The 14,846-nt window shown below is 38.0% G+C and carries 26 protein-coding genes; 1 reads left to right on the top strand and 25 read right to left on the bottom strand.

Annotated features, from left to right (window positions below):
• Positions 1-85 precede the first annotated feature (85 nt).
• From GGQ60_RS08285 to GGQ60_RS08205, 17 genes are all read right to left on the bottom strand, one after another.
• Positions 86-682 carry a hypothetical protein gene (locus tag GGQ60_RS08285; protein WP_183762239.1) on the bottom strand — a complete coding sequence of 199 codons (597 nt, stop codon included), beginning with the start codon at positions 680-682 and terminating at the stop codon, positions 86-88.
• A complete protein-coding gene (locus tag GGQ60_RS08280) occupies positions 679-1,134 on the bottom strand; it encodes a hypothetical protein (protein WP_183762237.1) in 456 nt (151 codons plus the stop codon). Before GGQ60_RS08280 ends, GGQ60_RS08285 begins: the two co-directional genes overlap by 4 nt.
• Complete coding sequence (locus GGQ60_RS08275; protein ID WP_183762235.1) at positions 1,134-2,420, bottom strand: hypothetical protein; 1,287 nt, start codon at positions 2,418-2,420, stop codon at positions 1,134-1,136. Before GGQ60_RS08275 ends, GGQ60_RS08280 begins: the two co-directional genes overlap by 1 nt.
• Positions 2,420-2,641: a hypothetical protein gene (locus GGQ60_RS08270; RefSeq protein WP_183762233.1), complete on the bottom strand. Its 222-nt coding sequence runs from the start codon at positions 2,639-2,641 to the stop codon at positions 2,420-2,422. The genes GGQ60_RS08275 and GGQ60_RS08270 overlap by 1 nt, the downstream gene beginning before the upstream one ends.
• A gap of 77 nt (positions 2,642-2,718) precedes the next feature.
• On the bottom strand, positions 2,719-3,147 hold the full coding sequence (locus tag GGQ60_RS08265; RefSeq protein ID WP_183762231.1) for a hypothetical protein: 429 nt from the start codon (positions 3,145-3,147) through the stop codon (positions 2,719-2,721).
• An 87-nt stretch (positions 3,148-3,234) separates the two neighbouring features.
• Positions 3,235-4,233, bottom strand: a complete 999-nt coding sequence (locus tag GGQ60_RS08260; protein WP_183762229.1) for a hypothetical protein — start codon at positions 4,231-4,233, stop codon at positions 3,235-3,237.
• An 83-nt stretch (positions 4,234-4,316) separates the two neighbouring features.
• Positions 4,317-5,228: a hypothetical protein gene (locus GGQ60_RS08255; RefSeq protein WP_183762227.1), complete on the bottom strand. Its 912-nt coding sequence runs from the start codon at positions 5,226-5,228 to the stop codon at positions 4,317-4,319.
• A gap of 31 nt (positions 5,229-5,259) precedes the next feature.
• Positions 5,260-5,766 carry a hypothetical protein gene (locus tag GGQ60_RS08250; protein ID WP_183762224.1) on the bottom strand — a complete coding sequence of 169 codons (507 nt, stop codon included), beginning with the start codon at positions 5,764-5,766 and terminating at the stop codon, positions 5,260-5,262.
• On the bottom strand, positions 5,714-7,219 hold the full coding sequence (locus GGQ60_RS08245; RefSeq protein ID WP_183762222.1) for a hypothetical protein: 1,506 nt from the start codon (positions 7,217-7,219) through the stop codon (positions 5,714-5,716). The genes GGQ60_RS08250 and GGQ60_RS08245 overlap by 53 nt, the downstream gene beginning before the upstream one ends.
• 106 nt (positions 7,220-7,325) lie before the next feature.
• A complete protein-coding gene (locus GGQ60_RS08240) occupies positions 7,326-7,577 on the bottom strand; it encodes a hypothetical protein (protein ID WP_183762220.1) in 252 nt (83 codons plus the stop codon).
• Positions 7,577-8,200 carry a hypothetical protein gene (locus GGQ60_RS08235; protein WP_183762217.1) on the bottom strand — a complete coding sequence of 208 codons (624 nt, stop codon included), beginning with the start codon at positions 8,198-8,200 and terminating at the stop codon, positions 7,577-7,579. The genes GGQ60_RS08240 and GGQ60_RS08235 overlap by 1 nt, the downstream gene beginning before the upstream one ends.
• A 142-nt stretch (positions 8,201-8,342) precedes the next feature.
• Positions 8,343-9,674 carry a PBSX family phage terminase large subunit gene (locus GGQ60_RS08230; protein WP_183762215.1) on the bottom strand — a complete coding sequence of 444 codons (1,332 nt, stop codon included), beginning with the start codon at positions 9,672-9,674 and terminating at the stop codon, positions 8,343-8,345.
• Between the two features lie 50 nt (positions 9,675-9,724).
• Positions 9,725-10,030: a hypothetical protein gene (locus GGQ60_RS08225; protein WP_183762212.1), complete on the bottom strand. Its 306-nt coding sequence runs from the start codon at positions 10,028-10,030 to the stop codon at positions 9,725-9,727.
• Positions 10,031-10,038: 8 nt separating this feature from the next.
• A complete protein-coding gene (locus GGQ60_RS08220; protein ID WP_183762209.1) occupies positions 10,039-10,197 on the bottom strand; it encodes a hypothetical protein in 159 nt (52 codons plus the stop codon).
• A 3-nt stretch (positions 10,198-10,200) separates the two neighbouring features.
• Positions 10,201-10,422: a hypothetical protein gene (locus GGQ60_RS08215; RefSeq protein WP_183762205.1), complete on the bottom strand. Its 222-nt coding sequence runs from the start codon at positions 10,420-10,422 to the stop codon at positions 10,201-10,203.
• A gap of 100 nt (positions 10,423-10,522) precedes the next feature.
• Positions 10,523-10,819: a hypothetical protein gene (locus tag GGQ60_RS08210; RefSeq protein WP_183762202.1), complete on the bottom strand. Its 297-nt coding sequence runs from the start codon at positions 10,817-10,819 to the stop codon at positions 10,523-10,525.
• A gap of 227 nt (positions 10,820-11,046) precedes the next feature.
• Positions 11,047-11,253, bottom strand: a complete 207-nt coding sequence (locus tag GGQ60_RS08205; RefSeq protein ID WP_183762200.1) for a hypothetical protein — start codon at positions 11,251-11,253, stop codon at positions 11,047-11,049.
• Between the two features lie 124 nt (positions 11,254-11,377).
• On the opposite strand from GGQ60_RS08205, the gene GGQ60_RS08200 reads away from it, so the two are divergent.
• A complete protein-coding gene (locus tag GGQ60_RS08200; RefSeq protein ID WP_183762198.1) occupies positions 11,378-11,590 on the top strand; it encodes a hypothetical protein in 213 nt (70 codons plus the stop codon).
• A gap of 103 nt (positions 11,591-11,693) precedes the next feature.
• Here GGQ60_RS08200 and GGQ60_RS08195 read toward each other — a convergent pair whose 3' ends face one another.
• The 8 genes from GGQ60_RS08195 to GGQ60_RS08160 all read right to left on the bottom strand — a co-directional run bounded on the left by GGQ60_RS08195 (position 11,694) and on the right by GGQ60_RS08160 (position 14,827).
• Entirely contained in the window at positions 11,694-12,047 is a 354-nt protein-coding gene (locus GGQ60_RS08195) for a hypothetical protein (protein ID WP_183762195.1), read from the bottom strand.
• A 52-nt stretch (positions 12,048-12,099) separates the two neighbouring features.
• Positions 12,100-12,384 (bottom strand): hypothetical protein, encoded by a 285-nt coding sequence (locus tag GGQ60_RS08190; RefSeq protein ID WP_183762193.1) that lies wholly within the window; start codon positions 12,382-12,384, stop codon positions 12,100-12,102.
• Between the two features lie 5 nt (positions 12,385-12,389).
• A complete protein-coding gene (locus GGQ60_RS08185; protein WP_183762192.1) occupies positions 12,390-12,866 on the bottom strand; it encodes a hypothetical protein in 477 nt (158 codons plus the stop codon).
• Positions 12,867-12,870: 4 nt separating this feature from the next.
• On the bottom strand, positions 12,871-13,071 hold the full coding sequence (locus GGQ60_RS08180) for a hypothetical protein (RefSeq protein WP_183762190.1): 201 nt from the start codon (positions 13,069-13,071) through the stop codon (positions 12,871-12,873).
• 35 nt (positions 13,072-13,106) lie between these two features.
• Positions 13,107-13,355, bottom strand: a complete 249-nt coding sequence (locus GGQ60_RS08175) for a Rossmann-fold NAD(P)-binding domain-containing protein (RefSeq protein WP_183762188.1) — start codon at positions 13,353-13,355, stop codon at positions 13,107-13,109.
• Entirely contained in the window at positions 13,355-13,741 is a 387-nt protein-coding gene (locus tag GGQ60_RS08170; protein WP_183762186.1) for a hypothetical protein, read from the bottom strand. Before GGQ60_RS08170 ends, GGQ60_RS08175 begins: the two co-directional genes overlap by 1 nt.
• Before the next feature lie 263 nt (positions 13,742-14,004).
• Positions 14,005-14,382, bottom strand: coding sequence for a hypothetical protein (locus tag GGQ60_RS08165; protein WP_183762184.1), 378 nt, complete (start codon positions 14,380-14,382; stop codon positions 14,005-14,007).
• A gap of 112 nt (positions 14,383-14,494) precedes the next feature.
• Complete coding sequence (locus tag GGQ60_RS08160; RefSeq protein WP_183762181.1) at positions 14,495-14,827, bottom strand: hypothetical protein; 333 nt, start codon at positions 14,825-14,827, stop codon at positions 14,495-14,497.
• Positions 14,828-14,846: the final 19 nt, after the last annotated feature.

The raw sequence follows: 14,846 nt of genomic DNA, 5'->3' as shown, positions 1-14,846 counted from the left end.
CAAATCCTAAATTTTTCAAAATAATTCCATTTTTCAGCAAGCAACAAAATAAACATTGTAAAAAGGCTAAGTAAAATAACGTAGTTTAACATGGTTGTGTGTAGGTTAAGGTTAAGTTCATTCTAAACCCCGAATAAGGGTACATTAAGTATTGTGTGTCAATCTCAGTATTCGACGTATCGCGGCTTTGGCTGCTGATGTAGCTTGTAAACTCCTTGAATACCTCACTATATTTTTCATCGATGTAGCTGTCATATGATTTAAAACCCTTGCAGTACCGGATTGCATTCAAGACATCATTCTTTATTTCTTCAAGGAATATGTAATCTTTAGCTGGATCGATTTGCCTTAGATTTCCCCAAAAAACGAGCGCAACCTTTCGGGTAAAAAAATTGTCCTCAAATTGACTGAAATCTTCGCACTCTTCAGGTCCAGTGGCTAAAATAAAAGTTGAAGCAATAAAGTTCCCGTTTGGAAGCGGATTATAATATTCCTTTTCGCCCTGGTAAACCTTTGGCAAGGTTACCACATTGCCATTGATATTTTCTTTAAAGATCATTGCCCGGCCGAACGATCTTTCTATGTATGGAATCTCTGCGATAGCCTTTTGAAGTTCAACAACAGCAACATCCAATCCTGTAGGATTTGGGATCTCAAGAATATTTGGGTTTGAATAAGTCATAGTTTTTGTCTTACTTTTTCAATCATAGTAGATTTAACAATCTCGGCCGTATTTCTCACGTTTTCATCCGTCAGATCCAAAATGCCTTCGCCATATTTTTTGATTAACTTTTCGGTTTTGCTGTCCTTGCTGTTCATCTCCATTGCGTTATCATAAAGCTCAACATAAACCTTTTCATGAAAACTACCGGTATCATAAAGATCGACAGGCTTTAATCGGCCTTTGTATGCAATATTTGCATATTCGCCTATCTCTGTACCATCACCTTTAATACCCTTATTCATCTGCTCGGTATTGAGATCAGCTATTTCGGCCTCATGTTGCTTAATTGATTCTTTTAAAATCTCATTGTAACCGATGGCACGCAACCTTTCCGAAAAAATCCTTCGCAAGTCTTTAGAAATATCAAAGTTTGATGTTCCGGTACTTGTCCTGGTTGCTGTTGTTGCCATTACATTACCCTCCTTCCTAATTGTGGCCTTTCATTGCATGGGAGACAAATACTGTTTAAATTTGAAAGATCAAAGTCGAGTGCATCAATTGCCTTGCTAAGCTCTTTGTATAGCCCAATATTGTAATTCTCCTTACTGCCATTCAACGCATAGTTGATATTGCTTTTAAGCTTAAGCAACTGTTGATTATCAAGGCTTGAAAATTGCATATGTTTAAGGATATCGGCCGCAGCTTGCAAAGAAAGCGCTTCGGCGAATACTATTTTATTCCTGCAGATAAAGTCTGAAAGGTCGCAGTTAACGCTAAATTGAATATTCATTCCAAAGTTGTTCTTTTCGACGTACACCTCATGCGCTTCATTCCAAAGATCAGTTCCTGCAAGGTTTGCATTATCTACATAGAAAGGCTGTAGATCCAGGTAATTCGATCTGGTGGCAAAAAGCTTGTAATCTGCACCATTGCACGAACCGCAAAGCTTAGGATCTACAAGGTTGGTTTCTTTTTTTATACTTTGGGCACCAGGTGCAAGATCTTCTTCATAATAACCAATGATATAATCACCATCGGCAAAAGCTCCTAATGATATGGCGTTTTCATCGTTTAAATCAAACCATTTGACCACACCACGCTGATTATAGTTGATAGGAATAACCTTCACAAACTCGGATTGTGAAGTATTATAGAGGTAAAGCTTCAGATCCGGGCATTCAGTATCAAATTGAAAGGAAATACGCGGCAAATTAACCACCAAATCCTGCCCCTGGTGAAGCATCATTTTGAATCCAACAAATCGGCCTACATTTGCGTTTTTATTCGTCATATCGCCCCGTCCATCATAAAGCCGGAAGTCATCGACAATAGTTTTTACCAGCGAATTAATCTTCTTTTGAATAAAAACTGACTGCACCAGTTTATCAATACTGGAATCTATGCTTAAAAGTAACTGTTCACTAAGTACATCAATAACTTTCCAGTTATCAGTATCAATGGCCGGATCGTTACCTGTATTGTTATCCGTTAAGCTTTCGTAAGCAGTAGAAACTTTTAATACACGCGTTTTTGCAGAATAAGTTTTTGTAATATCCCACTGCAAATAACCAAGCTGCTTGGCGCTACGATAAGAACTCACTAAGTTTTCCATTTCAATCAACGGATGCACTTCATGAAGATCAAACATAAACCCAGTTGTGAGCTTTGGATCTAAGGTAGGATATTGAGTACCGTAAACCTGGCTTATGCCGACAATACCGGCAAGACATTCTTTTATTTTGGCAGAATTATACATTAGCTTAGTTTTTTAGCCTGGATGCCAAGCTGTAGGTTAACATCAATTTCGGTAGTCATCTCAATTTCATAATGAGTTGAAACATCTGTACCGCAGCTTAATTCATAAAGCACAATACCTGGATTGAAGAATAATCGGGTTACGATTCTTTGAAGCTGTTCAGGATCCGTTTTAAGGTAAACGATATCGCCGTGGGTAAATTTACTTTGATGAATATGCATTTTATTCTATGGTTAGTGGTTAACAAAAAAGCCCCGAATCCTTTCGGGCGGGGCCTTCCTCTCTTATGTATGGCAAACTAAGATCGTTTTCTAAATAACAGCTTACTATTGATCTTGGCTGACATTGTTCCGGCTCCTGTATAGCTAACCCGGTAATATGCAAATGTTGATGGATTAACGGACCAGCTCTTCGATTGCGAAGCCACATCTGTAGCGGTAAATGAATCAGTACCGATAGTAGTATAATTCACGCCGTCTAAACTGCCCTGGATAATCACCGTTCCGGCAACCGTTCCAGATATCTTAGTGATCACCGTTTGAATTGTTACAACATCCTGAAAGCCTTGCACTGCAGCAATTTGATATTTAACACCAGCATTGGTAACAGTATCGGTAGCCGCGTGAGTTGGCGAAGAAAGCATGTCTTTTAAGGAGTTAGGCGTTTGAGCATAACACAATGATATGCTAAGTAAAAGCCCGAGTGTTAATGATAATAATGTTTTCATTTTATTGATTTTAAGGATTAAACTTTTTAAAAACGCTGACCATATAAATACGGCCAGCGCCACAACTAAACCATGAAAAAAAATATCTTATGCCTCAACTACTGGCTTAAGGATTTCTGATTTTATGATTGCTCTATCGGTATTACTTGAATAAGCAGTTAAGAACGATACATCGGTGATGATGTTCCATTTCTTAACGAATTTACCGTCCTGACAATCGTTTTCGTAGAAAACACCCCAGGTTAAACCATAGCGCGGATCGCTGATCAAATCCCATCCCTTACCAAGATGAACGGTCACTTTATTTTGCGACTCCCAATCATTCCAGTTGTAAATACCAATTGCTCCTTCAGGCATATTATAATGAGTTTCTAAAACATCCGCCCCGGTTAACACCCGGTTTGAACGATAGAAATCAATGTTACCTACCTGATATTGCAGGTTTTGGCCGTTTTGACCACCCTGAGCCGCTAAATAAACCGGATCGATCATTGCCTCAGTGTTTGCGATATCAACAATACGGCCGTCAAAGTCGTGCCTTAGCATGACGGCAGGTAGATTTTTATAAAAATCCTGCTTTTGTGTGAAAGGCACTTGATACGCACCATTTGCATTTGCATACAATGGCGATGGGAAAACACCTGTTTTGTTGGTTTCTAAGGTTTGGTAACCTAAGCTATCCAGCTGTGAATAAACAGATCTCCAACCTTGCTCAAATTGCCATGCTAAATTAGTTTCTGCATCAATGTAGTTATTTGCACTATCCGATGGCGTGATACCAACAGAAAAACCAATAGTAGCCCACGACATTGTTTTGAATGCTGAGGTTGGTTCGTCCGGCGTAATTGTACAAGAACGCTGACTGATTAGCGTTGCCTCATAAGCGTTTAACACTGGGATTTTGGTTGTTCGAACTGCTGCAGTTCTAAGTTTTTGGATAGTTGATTCAGGTAACATCATACCTGCATTATCCAAAAATGCCTGTAACACGCTATAGCGTGACATTCTGCCCTCAAATTTGTTGTAAGTAAATTTTTTGGACACTTGCATAATTGCGTCTTGAAAGACTGTTGCTGCTGTACTCATTGTTTTTTTTAAATAAAAGGGTTAAGAAATCGGCAACAGTCCCTTAGTTGCATTAATTTTTAATTTTGAGTTTTTAAATTTTGTTATTGGATGTTCAATTTTTTTGAAACCTCCTCGTATTCTTTTTTCCAGGCCTCACTTCCCGTAATGAGTCCTTTTTTGGCTAAATATTCGTAAAGGCTTTGTTTGTCCTTTACTTCGGCAAGTAAAACTGCATCATCAACTTTGCCTCCTTTACCACCAGATCCGGCGCCGCCTCCTGAACCTCCTTCCTGCTCAAAATCGAACTCATAACGCTCAGCAATCAGTTCAGCTTCGGTTTTAGGGGCTGCTTTCGCAGCATTCATTTGGATAGTTCCAGATGCATCTTTAAAAACAATGCCTTTATCGGTTTCCTCTGGTTTAAATGTGTTAAGGAAATCCGTTTTAATGGCATTGATGCGCGCCTCTATGTAAGCCTTTTTCTTATCTTCTGGCACATGAGCAGGCACATAAATTTTTTGGCCAGCCAAGAAACGATCGATGCCAAAACCAACTTTTAAGGTGAAGGTTTCTTTCTTTGAGTTTTCCTGCAGGTCCTTTAAAGCCTGTTCCTTTTCGGCCAAAGAAGTTTTTAATGTGTTGAGTTCTGCTTTTGTAAGCTCATCACCTTTGCCAGCCATAGCATCAGAAAGCTTTTTCTCGAGGTCTTTTTTCTCACCGAGTAAAGAAGCCGCAACGCGTTTCACATACGCGTAAGTCTTTTCTTGTGGCTGTCTTTCAATGCCTGAGGCTTCCAAAACATCTTTGTCGATGCCTGTATAGATTTCGCTAATGCGCGGATCTAATTTCTCTTTTTCGTAATTCTTCAAATGAGCGGCTTCCTCATCTGCAGTACGAACAATAATCCCCTTTGCTTTCGCATGGGTAATTAAATCACTCTCTAAAGCACCAAGCAACTCGGTTTTAAGAGCTGTGTTTGTGGCCATTTCGGCCTGAATTTCTTGTAAGTTCATATAAGTTTCCCGTTCTTATCTGATTGGTTAATTACTTAGTTGGATCGTGTAAAACGATGGTTTTTTCACCTCCTTGAACAAAAGCATTGCGCTTTCCAACTTTTTCATTTTCATGAATAAGATCAGCGTAAACTTCCGGGCGGTAGATTTGAATTCGGATAGACCCTGGATCTTCCATTTCTTCTCCAGATGGCGCTTTAAACATTCTCGAATGACGAACAATGAAATTTTTCTTTTCACTTGCCGGATATTCATACACTTCGCCGTTGTGTTTTAGTTTCCATGGCTTTGCAGCTTCGGCCGCAGCCTTTGCATCCAATTCTTTTTTTTCGGCAATGATTCGATCTTCCTCCGCTTTTGCGGCTTCCGCTTCTTTCTCAGCTTTTTCCTTTTCAGCGGCCTCTTTTTCTTCGAGATCTTTCAGCTTATTTTCATAGGCTTCTTTTGCTGCCAATGCCTCCGCTTTTGCGGCTTCCGCTTCTTTCTCAGCTTTCGACTGTTGCGGTTGGTTGTTTGAATTCTGATTTTGCGTACTCATACAATTGATTTTTGATTACTTCTATCCGCTTAGACATTGGCAATAATGATCCAAAATCGGTTATACTGCCGTTCTCATCTTCGAATTTGCATACAAAGTATGCAAAATTAAACTTAATAAACAAATCAATTTCACTAACAGATGTTTTATCTTTTAAAGACAGGACCTGATCAAAGCTTAAATCGCAATAAGGCTCTAACCGCTTGAGTATTTCGATCCGCTGCATTTGCTCCGGATTATTCCGGTATTCGTTTTGGTAAATCTCTTCCTTGATTAAAGAAATCTCATATTGTGAAGCTCCGTTATCAATTGCATTGGTTAATTTTTCCTGCAGCTGCTGGGATGTTGCCAGGTAAAACTTTGAACCCTCATCGACAGTACATCCGAGGTAAGCCGGGCCATACCTCAAATTACCCATGGTATCAATTACGAACTTCTTAGCCTTTTCAATGTTGCGTTTAAGCTTCATCAAAATAGCCTGTTTGGTGTCGTAGGTAGATAGAATTTGTTTTTCGTTTTGAGCCTGGCCGGTTAGTGCTTCTCGATCAGCACCCACACATGAATTTAGGATAGAAGCTTTACGGCGATCAACAGCCCCATTGATGTAATTTAGGCTTTCAACATCAGCTGAAGTAATTTTAACCTGATCAAGTAGGTCGGCAGAATCTTTGGTACGTGGCGATTTAGACGTGAGAATAGTACCAGGGCCCAAGTAAAAGTTGTCTTTGCATCGTGGGCAATCTTTCGTATATTCTACATTCTCCCTTAAATTGAAACCGGTAATTTTCCCACCCTGGCAACTGTTACCGTGAGCATCCTTATAGTCACAACCGTCATCATAAATCGAATAAATTGGATATGCTGCATAATCTTCGAGGTTTTCACCTGAGATAATTCGGAACAATAAACGATCAAAAGCCCATAAGGCCTTTGTGATTGGACTTTGTTTAACGACTTCGGTATTACCAATGCTGTCTTTAATTAAGAAACGAGCTGGTGCATAACCTAAAAAATGCCTGTTCTCATTTACCAAAGTTAAAGTGTTTAAATCCTGACCTTGAATTGAATAAATCCGGTAATAATTTTCATCAATAGCAATTACGCCGGCATCGTCCCGATAGGCTACAAAACTGATATTACCATCTTCGTTAACCATTAACGACAAAACCCGTTCGATAAACAAGTTGAAAACGTATGGAGCCGGACGGCTGCCATTCTGGATAACAGGCATATCGATAACCTGAATACAATTCGGGTGATTACGTATTGCTTCGAAACAATCATTTTCCCAGAACTGGTTAAACTCTAACCAGTCAAGATAATCGGTAAAGTTATCGCGAATCTCAGGCCTGGTAAACTGGTAACTTAAATGCTTATTTTGAGCATCGAATACTTTGGAAAGTTCAGAGAAGATCACATCAACCAGCTCGGTAGTTGGCAAAGGGAAATCCATAACCTGGGTAAACCGAGTATATTTATCTACAGGGAGTATGCTTTTAATCTTTGCTAAAAACTTTGTGTAATAGGTAGATGCATCCGCAACACACTCAGAAAGCTGGCTATGAAACCTCACCCTCTCCTCGTGGGCTATCGCTTTCGTTACCGCTTCCTTGTTGGGATTGTTTTTTATTAACTCTATTACTTGCTCTGATGATAACACCATTTTCGTCGATATCGAATTTTTGACCTTCTTTTAATTTCCAACCGTTAGGACTTTTCCCCTGCACCTTGAGTAATCGATTGGCATGCTCAAGGGAGAATGCCCGGCCTTCTGGAAGATCAGGGCATTCTAAAATGACCTGCGTAATCATTACGCAGCAATTGGATAAGTGGCCAAAATGTTAAAAGAAGGAGTGTACTTCTTCAGGTTGTTTGACCAACCGAAAGCAAGCATGAACTTGCCAATAGAAGAGTTAGACTTACCTTTTTCAGCAACAACATCTGAATCACCTAAAAAGAAGTTATAAACCGGAATCCAAACATTAGTTGCATCGCAAACGATATCGCCATCAGAGTTGATGATAAAGAAGCCTAAATCAGTAACGCCCGGCTGGATAGCACTGTAAGGTGTTAATTTCTGCATAGCTGCTCTGATTGCCGGCTCAATACCACGAGGGTTAAAAGTTGCCGCAGCATTGCCGCCATCGATAAGTTCAGGCATACGGTTAAGGTTGGTTTCGCCACCCTCCTCCACCGCATCGGTACCAGGAATAACAAGATTGTTGATGTAGTTCGTAACTACGATCTTTGTTTCATCAGTTGCGGTTACAAGGGCATCCCAAGCAGTTTTTGTTAGGATTGTGGTTGGGGTAAATGGCGCAGTTGATCCGATAATACCAAATACAAGCTTAGCGCCTTGGCCAATCTTAAAATTGCAGCTTTGGCGTACAATCTCTGTTAGAGCTTCATCTAACGGGCAGTTGAATAAGTTCATTTTTAAAAGTTTTAAAGTGAATAATTATTCGCAGTCCCGTAGCGAGAATATTTTAAAGAACAGGCGTTAATGCCTTGAATGTTCAAATATAGAAAAAATAATTGATTGCAAACTTTTGTTTATTTAGTAATCAAATTGAAAATTAATTTCTTCTACCCGTTTGCCTTTCTCCTCCCCCGTAAATCTCATGCGTAACAACTGCATAGCGCGCCTGGTCTTTTAAATGGTTATGCTTATCTATTGGCTTACCTGTGGCCAGGCCGTCAGATCCAATCTGGTATTTATATTCTTGGTTTTCAAACCAAAAATCTTTTGAATCCTCTACGATAAACCATGTCAAACCCTGAAGCTTTTTAATGCCAAAATCAATCGAATCTGGACCTTTAACAGCTCCATAAACGTTCAACCGTTCGTCAATAAGCTCTTGAATTGACTTACTTTCCGCTGAGTCAGCGTAAATTGGGGAATTTGGATGTTTTATAACTTGCTTTATCCTATCCGCAAGTTGTTGATTGGTTAGATCCTGTTCATAAATCAACTGCTTACTCCAAAGCGTATTATTATGCCTCTTATGTTCGCCGAATGCGGCCGGATCTGGGTAAAAACCAAAGTCAAGGCCATAAAAAGGCTCATAAGGCAGGGCATCATATTCAGCTGCAGTACATGGTTTAACCTTCTTATAAATCCTACCTTTTGCACCTTCAGAAACTAAACCTAAAACATCACGGTAATAGAAATCTTCATTGTACATTGGTGATTCTGGATCGCCATACTGATGATATTTCGATATCGTTTTAGCATTTAAGTTTTTTAGGTTGTTTAAAAATGTAGTATGAATTGATAGTAAATCAGGATTAGTTTTTGGTGTGGCCCTGTACCAGCCTTCGATCTCTTCACCAACGGAATTAACTGCAGGCGTAAGGTTGTACCAGCGTTTCATTATCCAGTGGTTTTTACCAGGTGGATTGAAAAGCATTATTATCTCGATGTTATCGATCTTATTAGTACGAATGGAGTCATCCAGCTTATTGAAGTCACTTTCGTCTACTTCTTCGGCCTCTTCGATAAGAACATGGGTAATACCGGCGATAGATTTTAGCTTTGCTGATGATTTATTTGAAGCGGTTTTAAAGCCTTTTGAAATAATCGTATTACCGGTAGGCTTGTAAAGGATCGTTTTCTTACTGTCATTGATAGCAAAGTCATCCTCATTCAGATTGCCAGCTTCGACCTGAGCGGAAAGCCTATCCTTAAAATCCTGAAAAAGTGATCCGGCGATATCGCCAAATATCGATCGCACAAATAACCCACGAAAATATTCCTTCTGTGTTATCTTATGCAAATAGTAATCAGTTGCACAGTGAGATCCACCACGTGCACGGCCACCCCAAAGATGCTTATACCTGGCATTCGAGAAGAATACAGGCTTAAACTCTTTATTAAATGAAAATACTGGCGTTGCTACTTTTTGCATACTTAGTACGCAAATATAATTATTATCGGGTAATTAGCCGATAATTGAATTTATCGGATATTTTGCCGATACTGAAGTTTTAGTAAGATTTTGAACAATGAAGTTTTTAAGATAGCTCTTAAAAGGTTTCTTTCTGCAATACTTGCCTTTAGACCAGAATAACCAATGGTAGTTGAAATAGTTTCGTAAAATAGCTTATCTTTTGCTAATCCTAAATCCTTAAACCGCATACCATAAAGCCTCAATGATGAAGGAATTGTATCAAATTCCATTGTCTCAATTAATTGACTTTTATAATTACCTCTTTGACTCATAATTTCAAATATAATATTTAAGAGGGGAATTTCACCCCTCATTACTTTAATTAAACTCCAGCTAATTTGTTTTCTAAAACTTCGAGTCTATCAGCGAATATCATGTCAGATCCTTTTCCGGTAGTTGTTTCATCGATAGTTTTCATTGCAATAACCAGGGCTTTCTTAAGGTCATCAACCTCTTGATCTGTTAATTTGATTATTTTCATGGCTTACTTGCGATTAAAGTTATACCATCTTGCCCTCAAACCATTACGGTAACCCGTATAGCTTGGTTTTGTTGGAATTAATATGAAAGCCAGTAAAAGCGCAATAAATCCTAAGATATATAGCTCAGTTGATGTTTGCGGACTACCGGATGTAAAGAATATGTAAAGTGCATACACTGCAAATGCTACCAATGCGGTGATGATTGAATAAGTGATTTTCGACATAGTTTTTATATTTACGCCAGTGCTCCATTGCCCTGGTACCTGAAAAGCGCGAACCCCTAAGAGTGTCGCGCTAACATTACCGCAATTGCAGTAAGGGTCATTAAATAGATATGCCCATTAAATCGTCAGATTCTTCTACCTTAGTAAACCAAGTCGGTTGAGCTACTATTCCGGCTATTCCTTGTCCTTTCAAGTCGCTTCTATCCGTAAGCGTATCTATATTAATTTTTATTTGCGGATAAGTCCCTGTGTAAATAGTTTTTGGCATCATAAAAGCCTGCATTTCACATATACTTGGTAATTCAACACCTAGCATGTTGTTTGGAATGACAGCTATTAAAATACTGTGTTCATTTGTTGTTTTTTGAATTATTGTTTTAAAATAAGTAGTTTTCATTTTCCTGCAATTTAACGACAGCTCCATTGCCGTCTACTGCCCCAACCCCAAGCCTATTGCTAAGCGTTGGGGTTAGGATACGAGGCAGACGTTTTTACCTATTGCGTCTCTTTATAATTCATTTACTGTTCGTAATTATTTCAATACCTGGTTTCAATTCAACAACAGCCCAATTGCTGTTTACCACCAAATCCCCGCCTTTATTTCAGGGCGGGGCGATAATTTGTTTATCCGTACACATCTAATCTTTCGAGATTTTCTCTGATAAACTTTACACGTTGCCAGATTACTTCTCTCCAAACCTCTTGCGATGCCTTTGATTCTTCGCTAGTCCAGTTTTGAGTATCAATATCTTTTTGAACCTCTTGCAAGCATTCATTGGCTTCTATAAGCTCTTGGACTAATGCTTTTTTGTGTTTTTCTGTTAATAACATTTCGACATGGTTTTTATATTCAAAGCTTCATTGCTTTGGACATAACAAATGTACAATAATAATTTCACATTTCAAAATATTTTGTGAATTTTTTATTTCACTTTTATTTTTATACTTTTACAGCATGAACGTGAAAGAATTTTTATTGAGTTGCGATAAATTGAATATGGCAACGATAGCAAAGGCTATTTACCCAACTAATGCGGCGGCGGCATCTTACTTGAACAGGAAACTTAAGGAAACAGATGGTCGATCATTTAATGAGAAAGATGCGATAAAAGCAATTCAGGTCCTTACAGATTTAGCTAAGGATATAAAAGGACTTACAATAAAATAAAAAGGCCCTGAACAATTACTTGCCCAGGGCTAACCGGTGCGCTACCTTTCATTCACGCATTTGCCGCCTCTGTGGGCGACCTTCTTTCATTGAACTAACCGGATTAATTATATTTCTTCTTTCTAAACTTCCCATCCCCTTTACCGGCGATAGCACTAATACCTACGGATGATTTTTTGCCGCTTTTTGTGAACTCGTAATACTTTTCATTAAACTTACCTGATCGTTCGGCATCTAGCCATTCAGCGACATTGAACTTCTTTATGATCTGTTTGCTGTATATGGTGCAAAAGAAAAGTATATCTTCATCGTCTATGCCGGCGTCTTTATACTCACATTCTTTGTAAAACTGCTGCAGCCTTGCCCGGATCTTATTGCGAAGCTTTTTATACTCCTCAATTGGAACGATTAAATCATCACCATTACCGCTTTTAACTCTGAATGTTTCTTCTGCCATGAGTAGCAATTTACAAAAATTGAGCCGATTAACCTATTTAATCGGCTAATACCTAAATTTCATCTATCCACAGAAACGGTGTACCTTTTGGGGTAATGATTTCATAGTTATTTATGTCAAACTCATCATCCATAAACTTTAAATCCTCCAATTTACCGCAATCATCAGGAAAGCAGTCTTTATGACACCAGGTATCTTCTTCCAGGAAGAACGGTTCATTTAACTTTTTACCTTCGCTTTCATCACTTACAAGAATATGTACCTTTTTGTCTAAAAATTCTTCGGGGATTGAATTAACAAAGTCTTTTAATTCTTTCCATGTAATTTGTTTTTCCATATAATTTAATTTCGTTTAAAAGTTCTTCTTAATGCAGAATACAAAATATCCCTCTCAGCTTGAATATTTCTTTCAAATCCATTTTCACGTAAGCCTGTAGCTTCATTATTCATGCAAAATGGATTAAAAATTATTTTTGGCTTTTTTAGTGCATTAACCCATATAAGTCCCCAGCCTTTAGGTAAATCATTTGTTTTTATCAATCCTTCTGGACACATATAGAATCTGTACATGCCAATTCCACGTTCCGGATTAATCCTAAACGGTTTTTTCCTATCGGCTAAGAAGTCCGAACGTGAAACCTTAACTTCAATTAACACACTATGTGTATAGCTTCCAAAACCGATTACATCAGCACATTCAGCTGATATAGTTTTTATTTCCTTGTAAGCTATACCGCACGAAAAATTATTCAATACAAACCTGTAGCCAATATTCACTAACTCAGCATGAGTAAGTTTTATTTTATGTTCTACTTGCATGGGCTTAAATTCTGGCTTTAGACATTATCTTTTTAAATGATGCACGTTGTTTGCTAAAGTCTATATTAGGGTAAGCTATTTTAGCAGCTTCATCAAAATCTTTACCTGACTTACCCGTAATTATGCCGCACCTGTATCTGGAAACAATAGCTTCATTATTAATTCTATTCAATGCTTGCTCATCGTTCAATAGTAATTCTTTCATAATTTAATCGTTAATGGTTTTTAGTACTGGTTTAATTACACCTTATCTTTAAGTGAAAGGATTGATTGTTTGTCGACTACGGGTTTGTTTCCAAAAAATATACTGGTAGTAGTTATATTTGCTTTTTCAGCCGCTTCATCAAGCTTTTGGTTAGCGTAAAGCTTTGCATAATCCTCCAGTATAGCAGCCAAATTAATGCGGTGGAATCCGCCCTTATAAATGAAAACCCCATTGCTATTACTAATGCAATTTTCGTCCTTTAAATATTCCTCTGCTGTTTTCATTAGTATATAGGTTTAAGTTCTGGTTGAAATGGTTTGTAGTGGGTGCAACAGTGCTGTCTAAACATATTTCTTACACCAAGTGCATCAAATGATTCATGATATTGATTATCGATTAAATCATAATATATTTTAAATCTTGATGTACTCATATTGCCCGGCAAATTACTGCCGTCCGGCTCTATTCTGATCCAGCCGTTGTTAGTTTCAATTCCTCTTAAAACTTTAGGCCGATAAGTATTAACAAAACCACTTGAAATAGTTTCATACTTATTTTCGTCAATTCCTCCGATAGCACTGCCTATTCCATTTTCATTTGGTTTGAAAATACCATAGTGATCTCCATAAGCCTTTTTAATGGCTTCCTGTTTTGCCTGTTCGTTTGTCATGACTTAAAATTTTGAAGTGTAAATACCTATTTTGTTTGTATCATAATCGAAGCTAATCCCTCTGGTAAGGCAACTACCTCGTCCAAGAAAATCACATTTTTTACGGGCAATCAATCCAAGTATTAGCCCCCTAAACTTTTTCATTCTAAACCGATTAGGCCTTTTTGGCAAGCTTTTAATTGACTTTGGAAGGTTTTTGTAAAAATCATAACTATACATTAACCAATGCTTAGTTTCGAATCTTTTTTGTTTTTTTGACTTTCTCACGGCTGGCCCTCCAATTTAACCCAACCATATTCTATTTGCTTTTCAACACTTAGTCCCATCCAGGGAAGTGCGTAGCCTTTTGAGCGGAGGTAGTCGGTCACATATACGTCGCTATGAAAAAACGCTCCAATTTTATCCTCTTGAACCAACTCCATACTATTACATGTTTTATCCCTCAAAATATAGTCCTGATCTTCATCTGTTATTGATGAAAGGGGTTTAAGAACAAGGCAATGGTTTTTAAACTCATCTGGGTAAGTAAATGTAGTTTGATGCATTAACGATGTCCTTTTATCACTAATGCTTGCGCATACTACTTTCTGTCCGAAATATTGACAAAAAAGTTTCTTTTTATTTTCTAATGTGTTATCCATTATTTACCTCCTTTAAAAATTAAAAATCCCATCAGCAGCAAGAAAATAATACTTAATGCCAATATGTATTTTGTTTTTATGATGGGTTTACCGTTGTTGTTGTAGTTCATCGTTAATAATCCATTAATTCGTGAACATGAGAAAACACTTCGAAAAGCCTGTCAATGATGAAATCAGTATTCATTTTAACTGAGAAGCCGCCATAAAACAAAAACTGGCCGTCTTTATCTGTGATAAGCATTTTTATGGTGTAAGAGTGTTGATTTATTGAAACTCCGTTTACTCGTTCATCGCCGTTAATACCATAGAGTAAAATCGACCTGGTGCGATAGCCCAATGGTCCGCGTGATTCAATAGAATCTGTTAGGGCTGTTTTTACAGCTTCCTCGATATGAGTTCGATTAATCTCTCCGAGAGAATTAACCATCATGTTGTGCTTATTCATTATTTTAATTGTTTAATTG

Source organism: Pedobacter zeae, from assembly GCF_014196715.1.
In the GTDB taxonomy this organism is placed as follows: domain Bacteria; phylum Bacteroidota; class Bacteroidia; order Sphingobacteriales; family Sphingobacteriaceae; genus Pedobacter; species Pedobacter zeae.
Note: the sequence above shows the minus strand (reverse complement) of the source record. Positions and strands in the feature narration are given on the sequence as shown.

Bases quoted from the DNA above. Each gene is read 5' to 3' on its own strand.
- GGQ60_RS08160 (WP_183762181.1), bottom strand. From the start codon at position 14,827: ATGAATAAGCACAACATGATGGTTAATTCTCTCGGAGAGATTAATCGA.
- GGQ60_RS08235 (WP_183762217.1), bottom strand. From the start codon at position 8,200: ATGAACTTATTCAACTGCCCGTTAGATGAAGCTCTAACAGAGATTGTA.
- GGQ60_RS08170 (WP_183762186.1), bottom strand. From the start codon at position 13,741: ATGACAAACGAACAGGCAAAACAGGAAGCCATTAAAAAGGCTTATGGA.
- GGQ60_RS08205 (WP_183762200.1), bottom strand. From the start codon at position 11,253: ATGTTATTAACAGAAAAACACAAAAAAGCATTAGTCCAAGAGCTTATA.
- GGQ60_RS08175 (WP_183762188.1), bottom strand. From the start codon at position 13,355: ATGAAAACAGCAGAGGAATATTTAAAGGACGAAAATTGCATTAGTAAT.
- GGQ60_RS08285 (WP_183762239.1), bottom strand. From the start codon at position 682: ATGACTTATTCAAACCCAAATATTCTTGAGATCCCAAATCCTACAGGA.
- GGQ60_RS08230 (WP_183762215.1), bottom strand. From the start codon at position 9,674: ATGCAAAAAGTAGCAACGCCAGTATTTTCATTTAATAAAGAGTTTAAG.
- GGQ60_RS08245 (WP_183762222.1), bottom strand. From the start codon at position 7,219: ATGGATTTCCCTTTGCCAACTACCGAGCTGGTTGATGTGATCTTCTCT.
- GGQ60_RS08270 (WP_183762233.1), bottom strand. From the start codon at position 2,641: ATGCATATTCATCAAAGTAAATTTACCCACGGCGATATCGTTTACCTT.
- GGQ60_RS08240 (WP_183762220.1), bottom strand. From the start codon at position 7,577: ATGATTACGCAGGTCATTTTAGAATGCCCTGATCTTCCAGAAGGCCGG.
- GGQ60_RS08255 (WP_183762227.1), bottom strand. From the start codon at position 5,228: ATGAACTTACAAGAAATTCAGGCCGAAATGGCCACAAACACAGCTCTT.
- GGQ60_RS08265 (WP_183762231.1), bottom strand. From the start codon at position 3,147: ATGAAAACATTATTATCATTAACACTCGGGCTTTTACTTAGCATATCA.
- GGQ60_RS08250 (WP_183762224.1), bottom strand. From the start codon at position 5,766: ATGAGTACGCAAAATCAGAATTCAAACAACCAACCGCAACAGTCGAAA.
- GGQ60_RS08210 (WP_183762202.1), bottom strand. From the start codon at position 10,819: ATGAAAACTACTTATTTTAAAACAATAATTCAAAAAACAACAAATGAA.
- GGQ60_RS08275 (WP_183762235.1), bottom strand. From the start codon at position 2,420: ATGTATAATTCTGCCAAAATAAAAGAATGTCTTGCCGGTATTGTCGGC.
- GGQ60_RS08260 (WP_183762229.1), bottom strand. From the start codon at position 4,233: ATGAGTACAGCAGCAACAGTCTTTCAAGACGCAATTATGCAAGTGTCC.
- GGQ60_RS08190 (WP_183762193.1), bottom strand. From the start codon at position 12,384: ATGGAAAAACAAATTACATGGAAAGAATTAAAAGACTTTGTTAATTCA.
- GGQ60_RS08225 (WP_183762212.1), bottom strand. From the start codon at position 10,030: ATGAGGGGTGAAATTCCCCTCTTAAATATTATATTTGAAATTATGAGT.
- GGQ60_RS08280 (WP_183762237.1), bottom strand. From the start codon at position 1,134: ATGGCAACAACAGCAACCAGGACAAGTACCGGAACATCAAACTTTGAT.
- GGQ60_RS08200 (WP_183762198.1), top strand. From the start codon at position 11,378: ATGAACGTGAAAGAATTTTTATTGAGTTGCGATAAATTGAATATGGCA.
- GGQ60_RS08185 (WP_183762192.1), bottom strand. From the start codon at position 12,866: ATGCAAGTAGAACATAAAATAAAACTTACTCATGCTGAGTTAGTGAAT.
- GGQ60_RS08180 (WP_183762190.1), bottom strand. From the start codon at position 13,071: ATGAAAGAATTACTATTGAACGATGAGCAAGCATTGAATAGAATTAAT.
- GGQ60_RS08165 (WP_183762184.1), bottom strand. From the start codon at position 14,382: ATGGATAACACATTAGAAAATAAAAAGAAACTTTTTTGTCAATATTTC.
- GGQ60_RS08215 (WP_183762205.1), bottom strand. From the start codon at position 10,422: ATGTCGAAAATCACTTATTCAATCATCACCGCATTGGTAGCATTTGCA.
- GGQ60_RS08195 (WP_183762195.1), bottom strand. From the start codon at position 12,047: ATGGCAGAAGAAACATTCAGAGTTAAAAGCGGTAATGGTGATGATTTA.
- GGQ60_RS08220 (WP_183762209.1), bottom strand. From the start codon at position 10,197: ATGAAAATAATCAAATTAACAGATCAAGAGGTTGATGACCTTAAGAAA.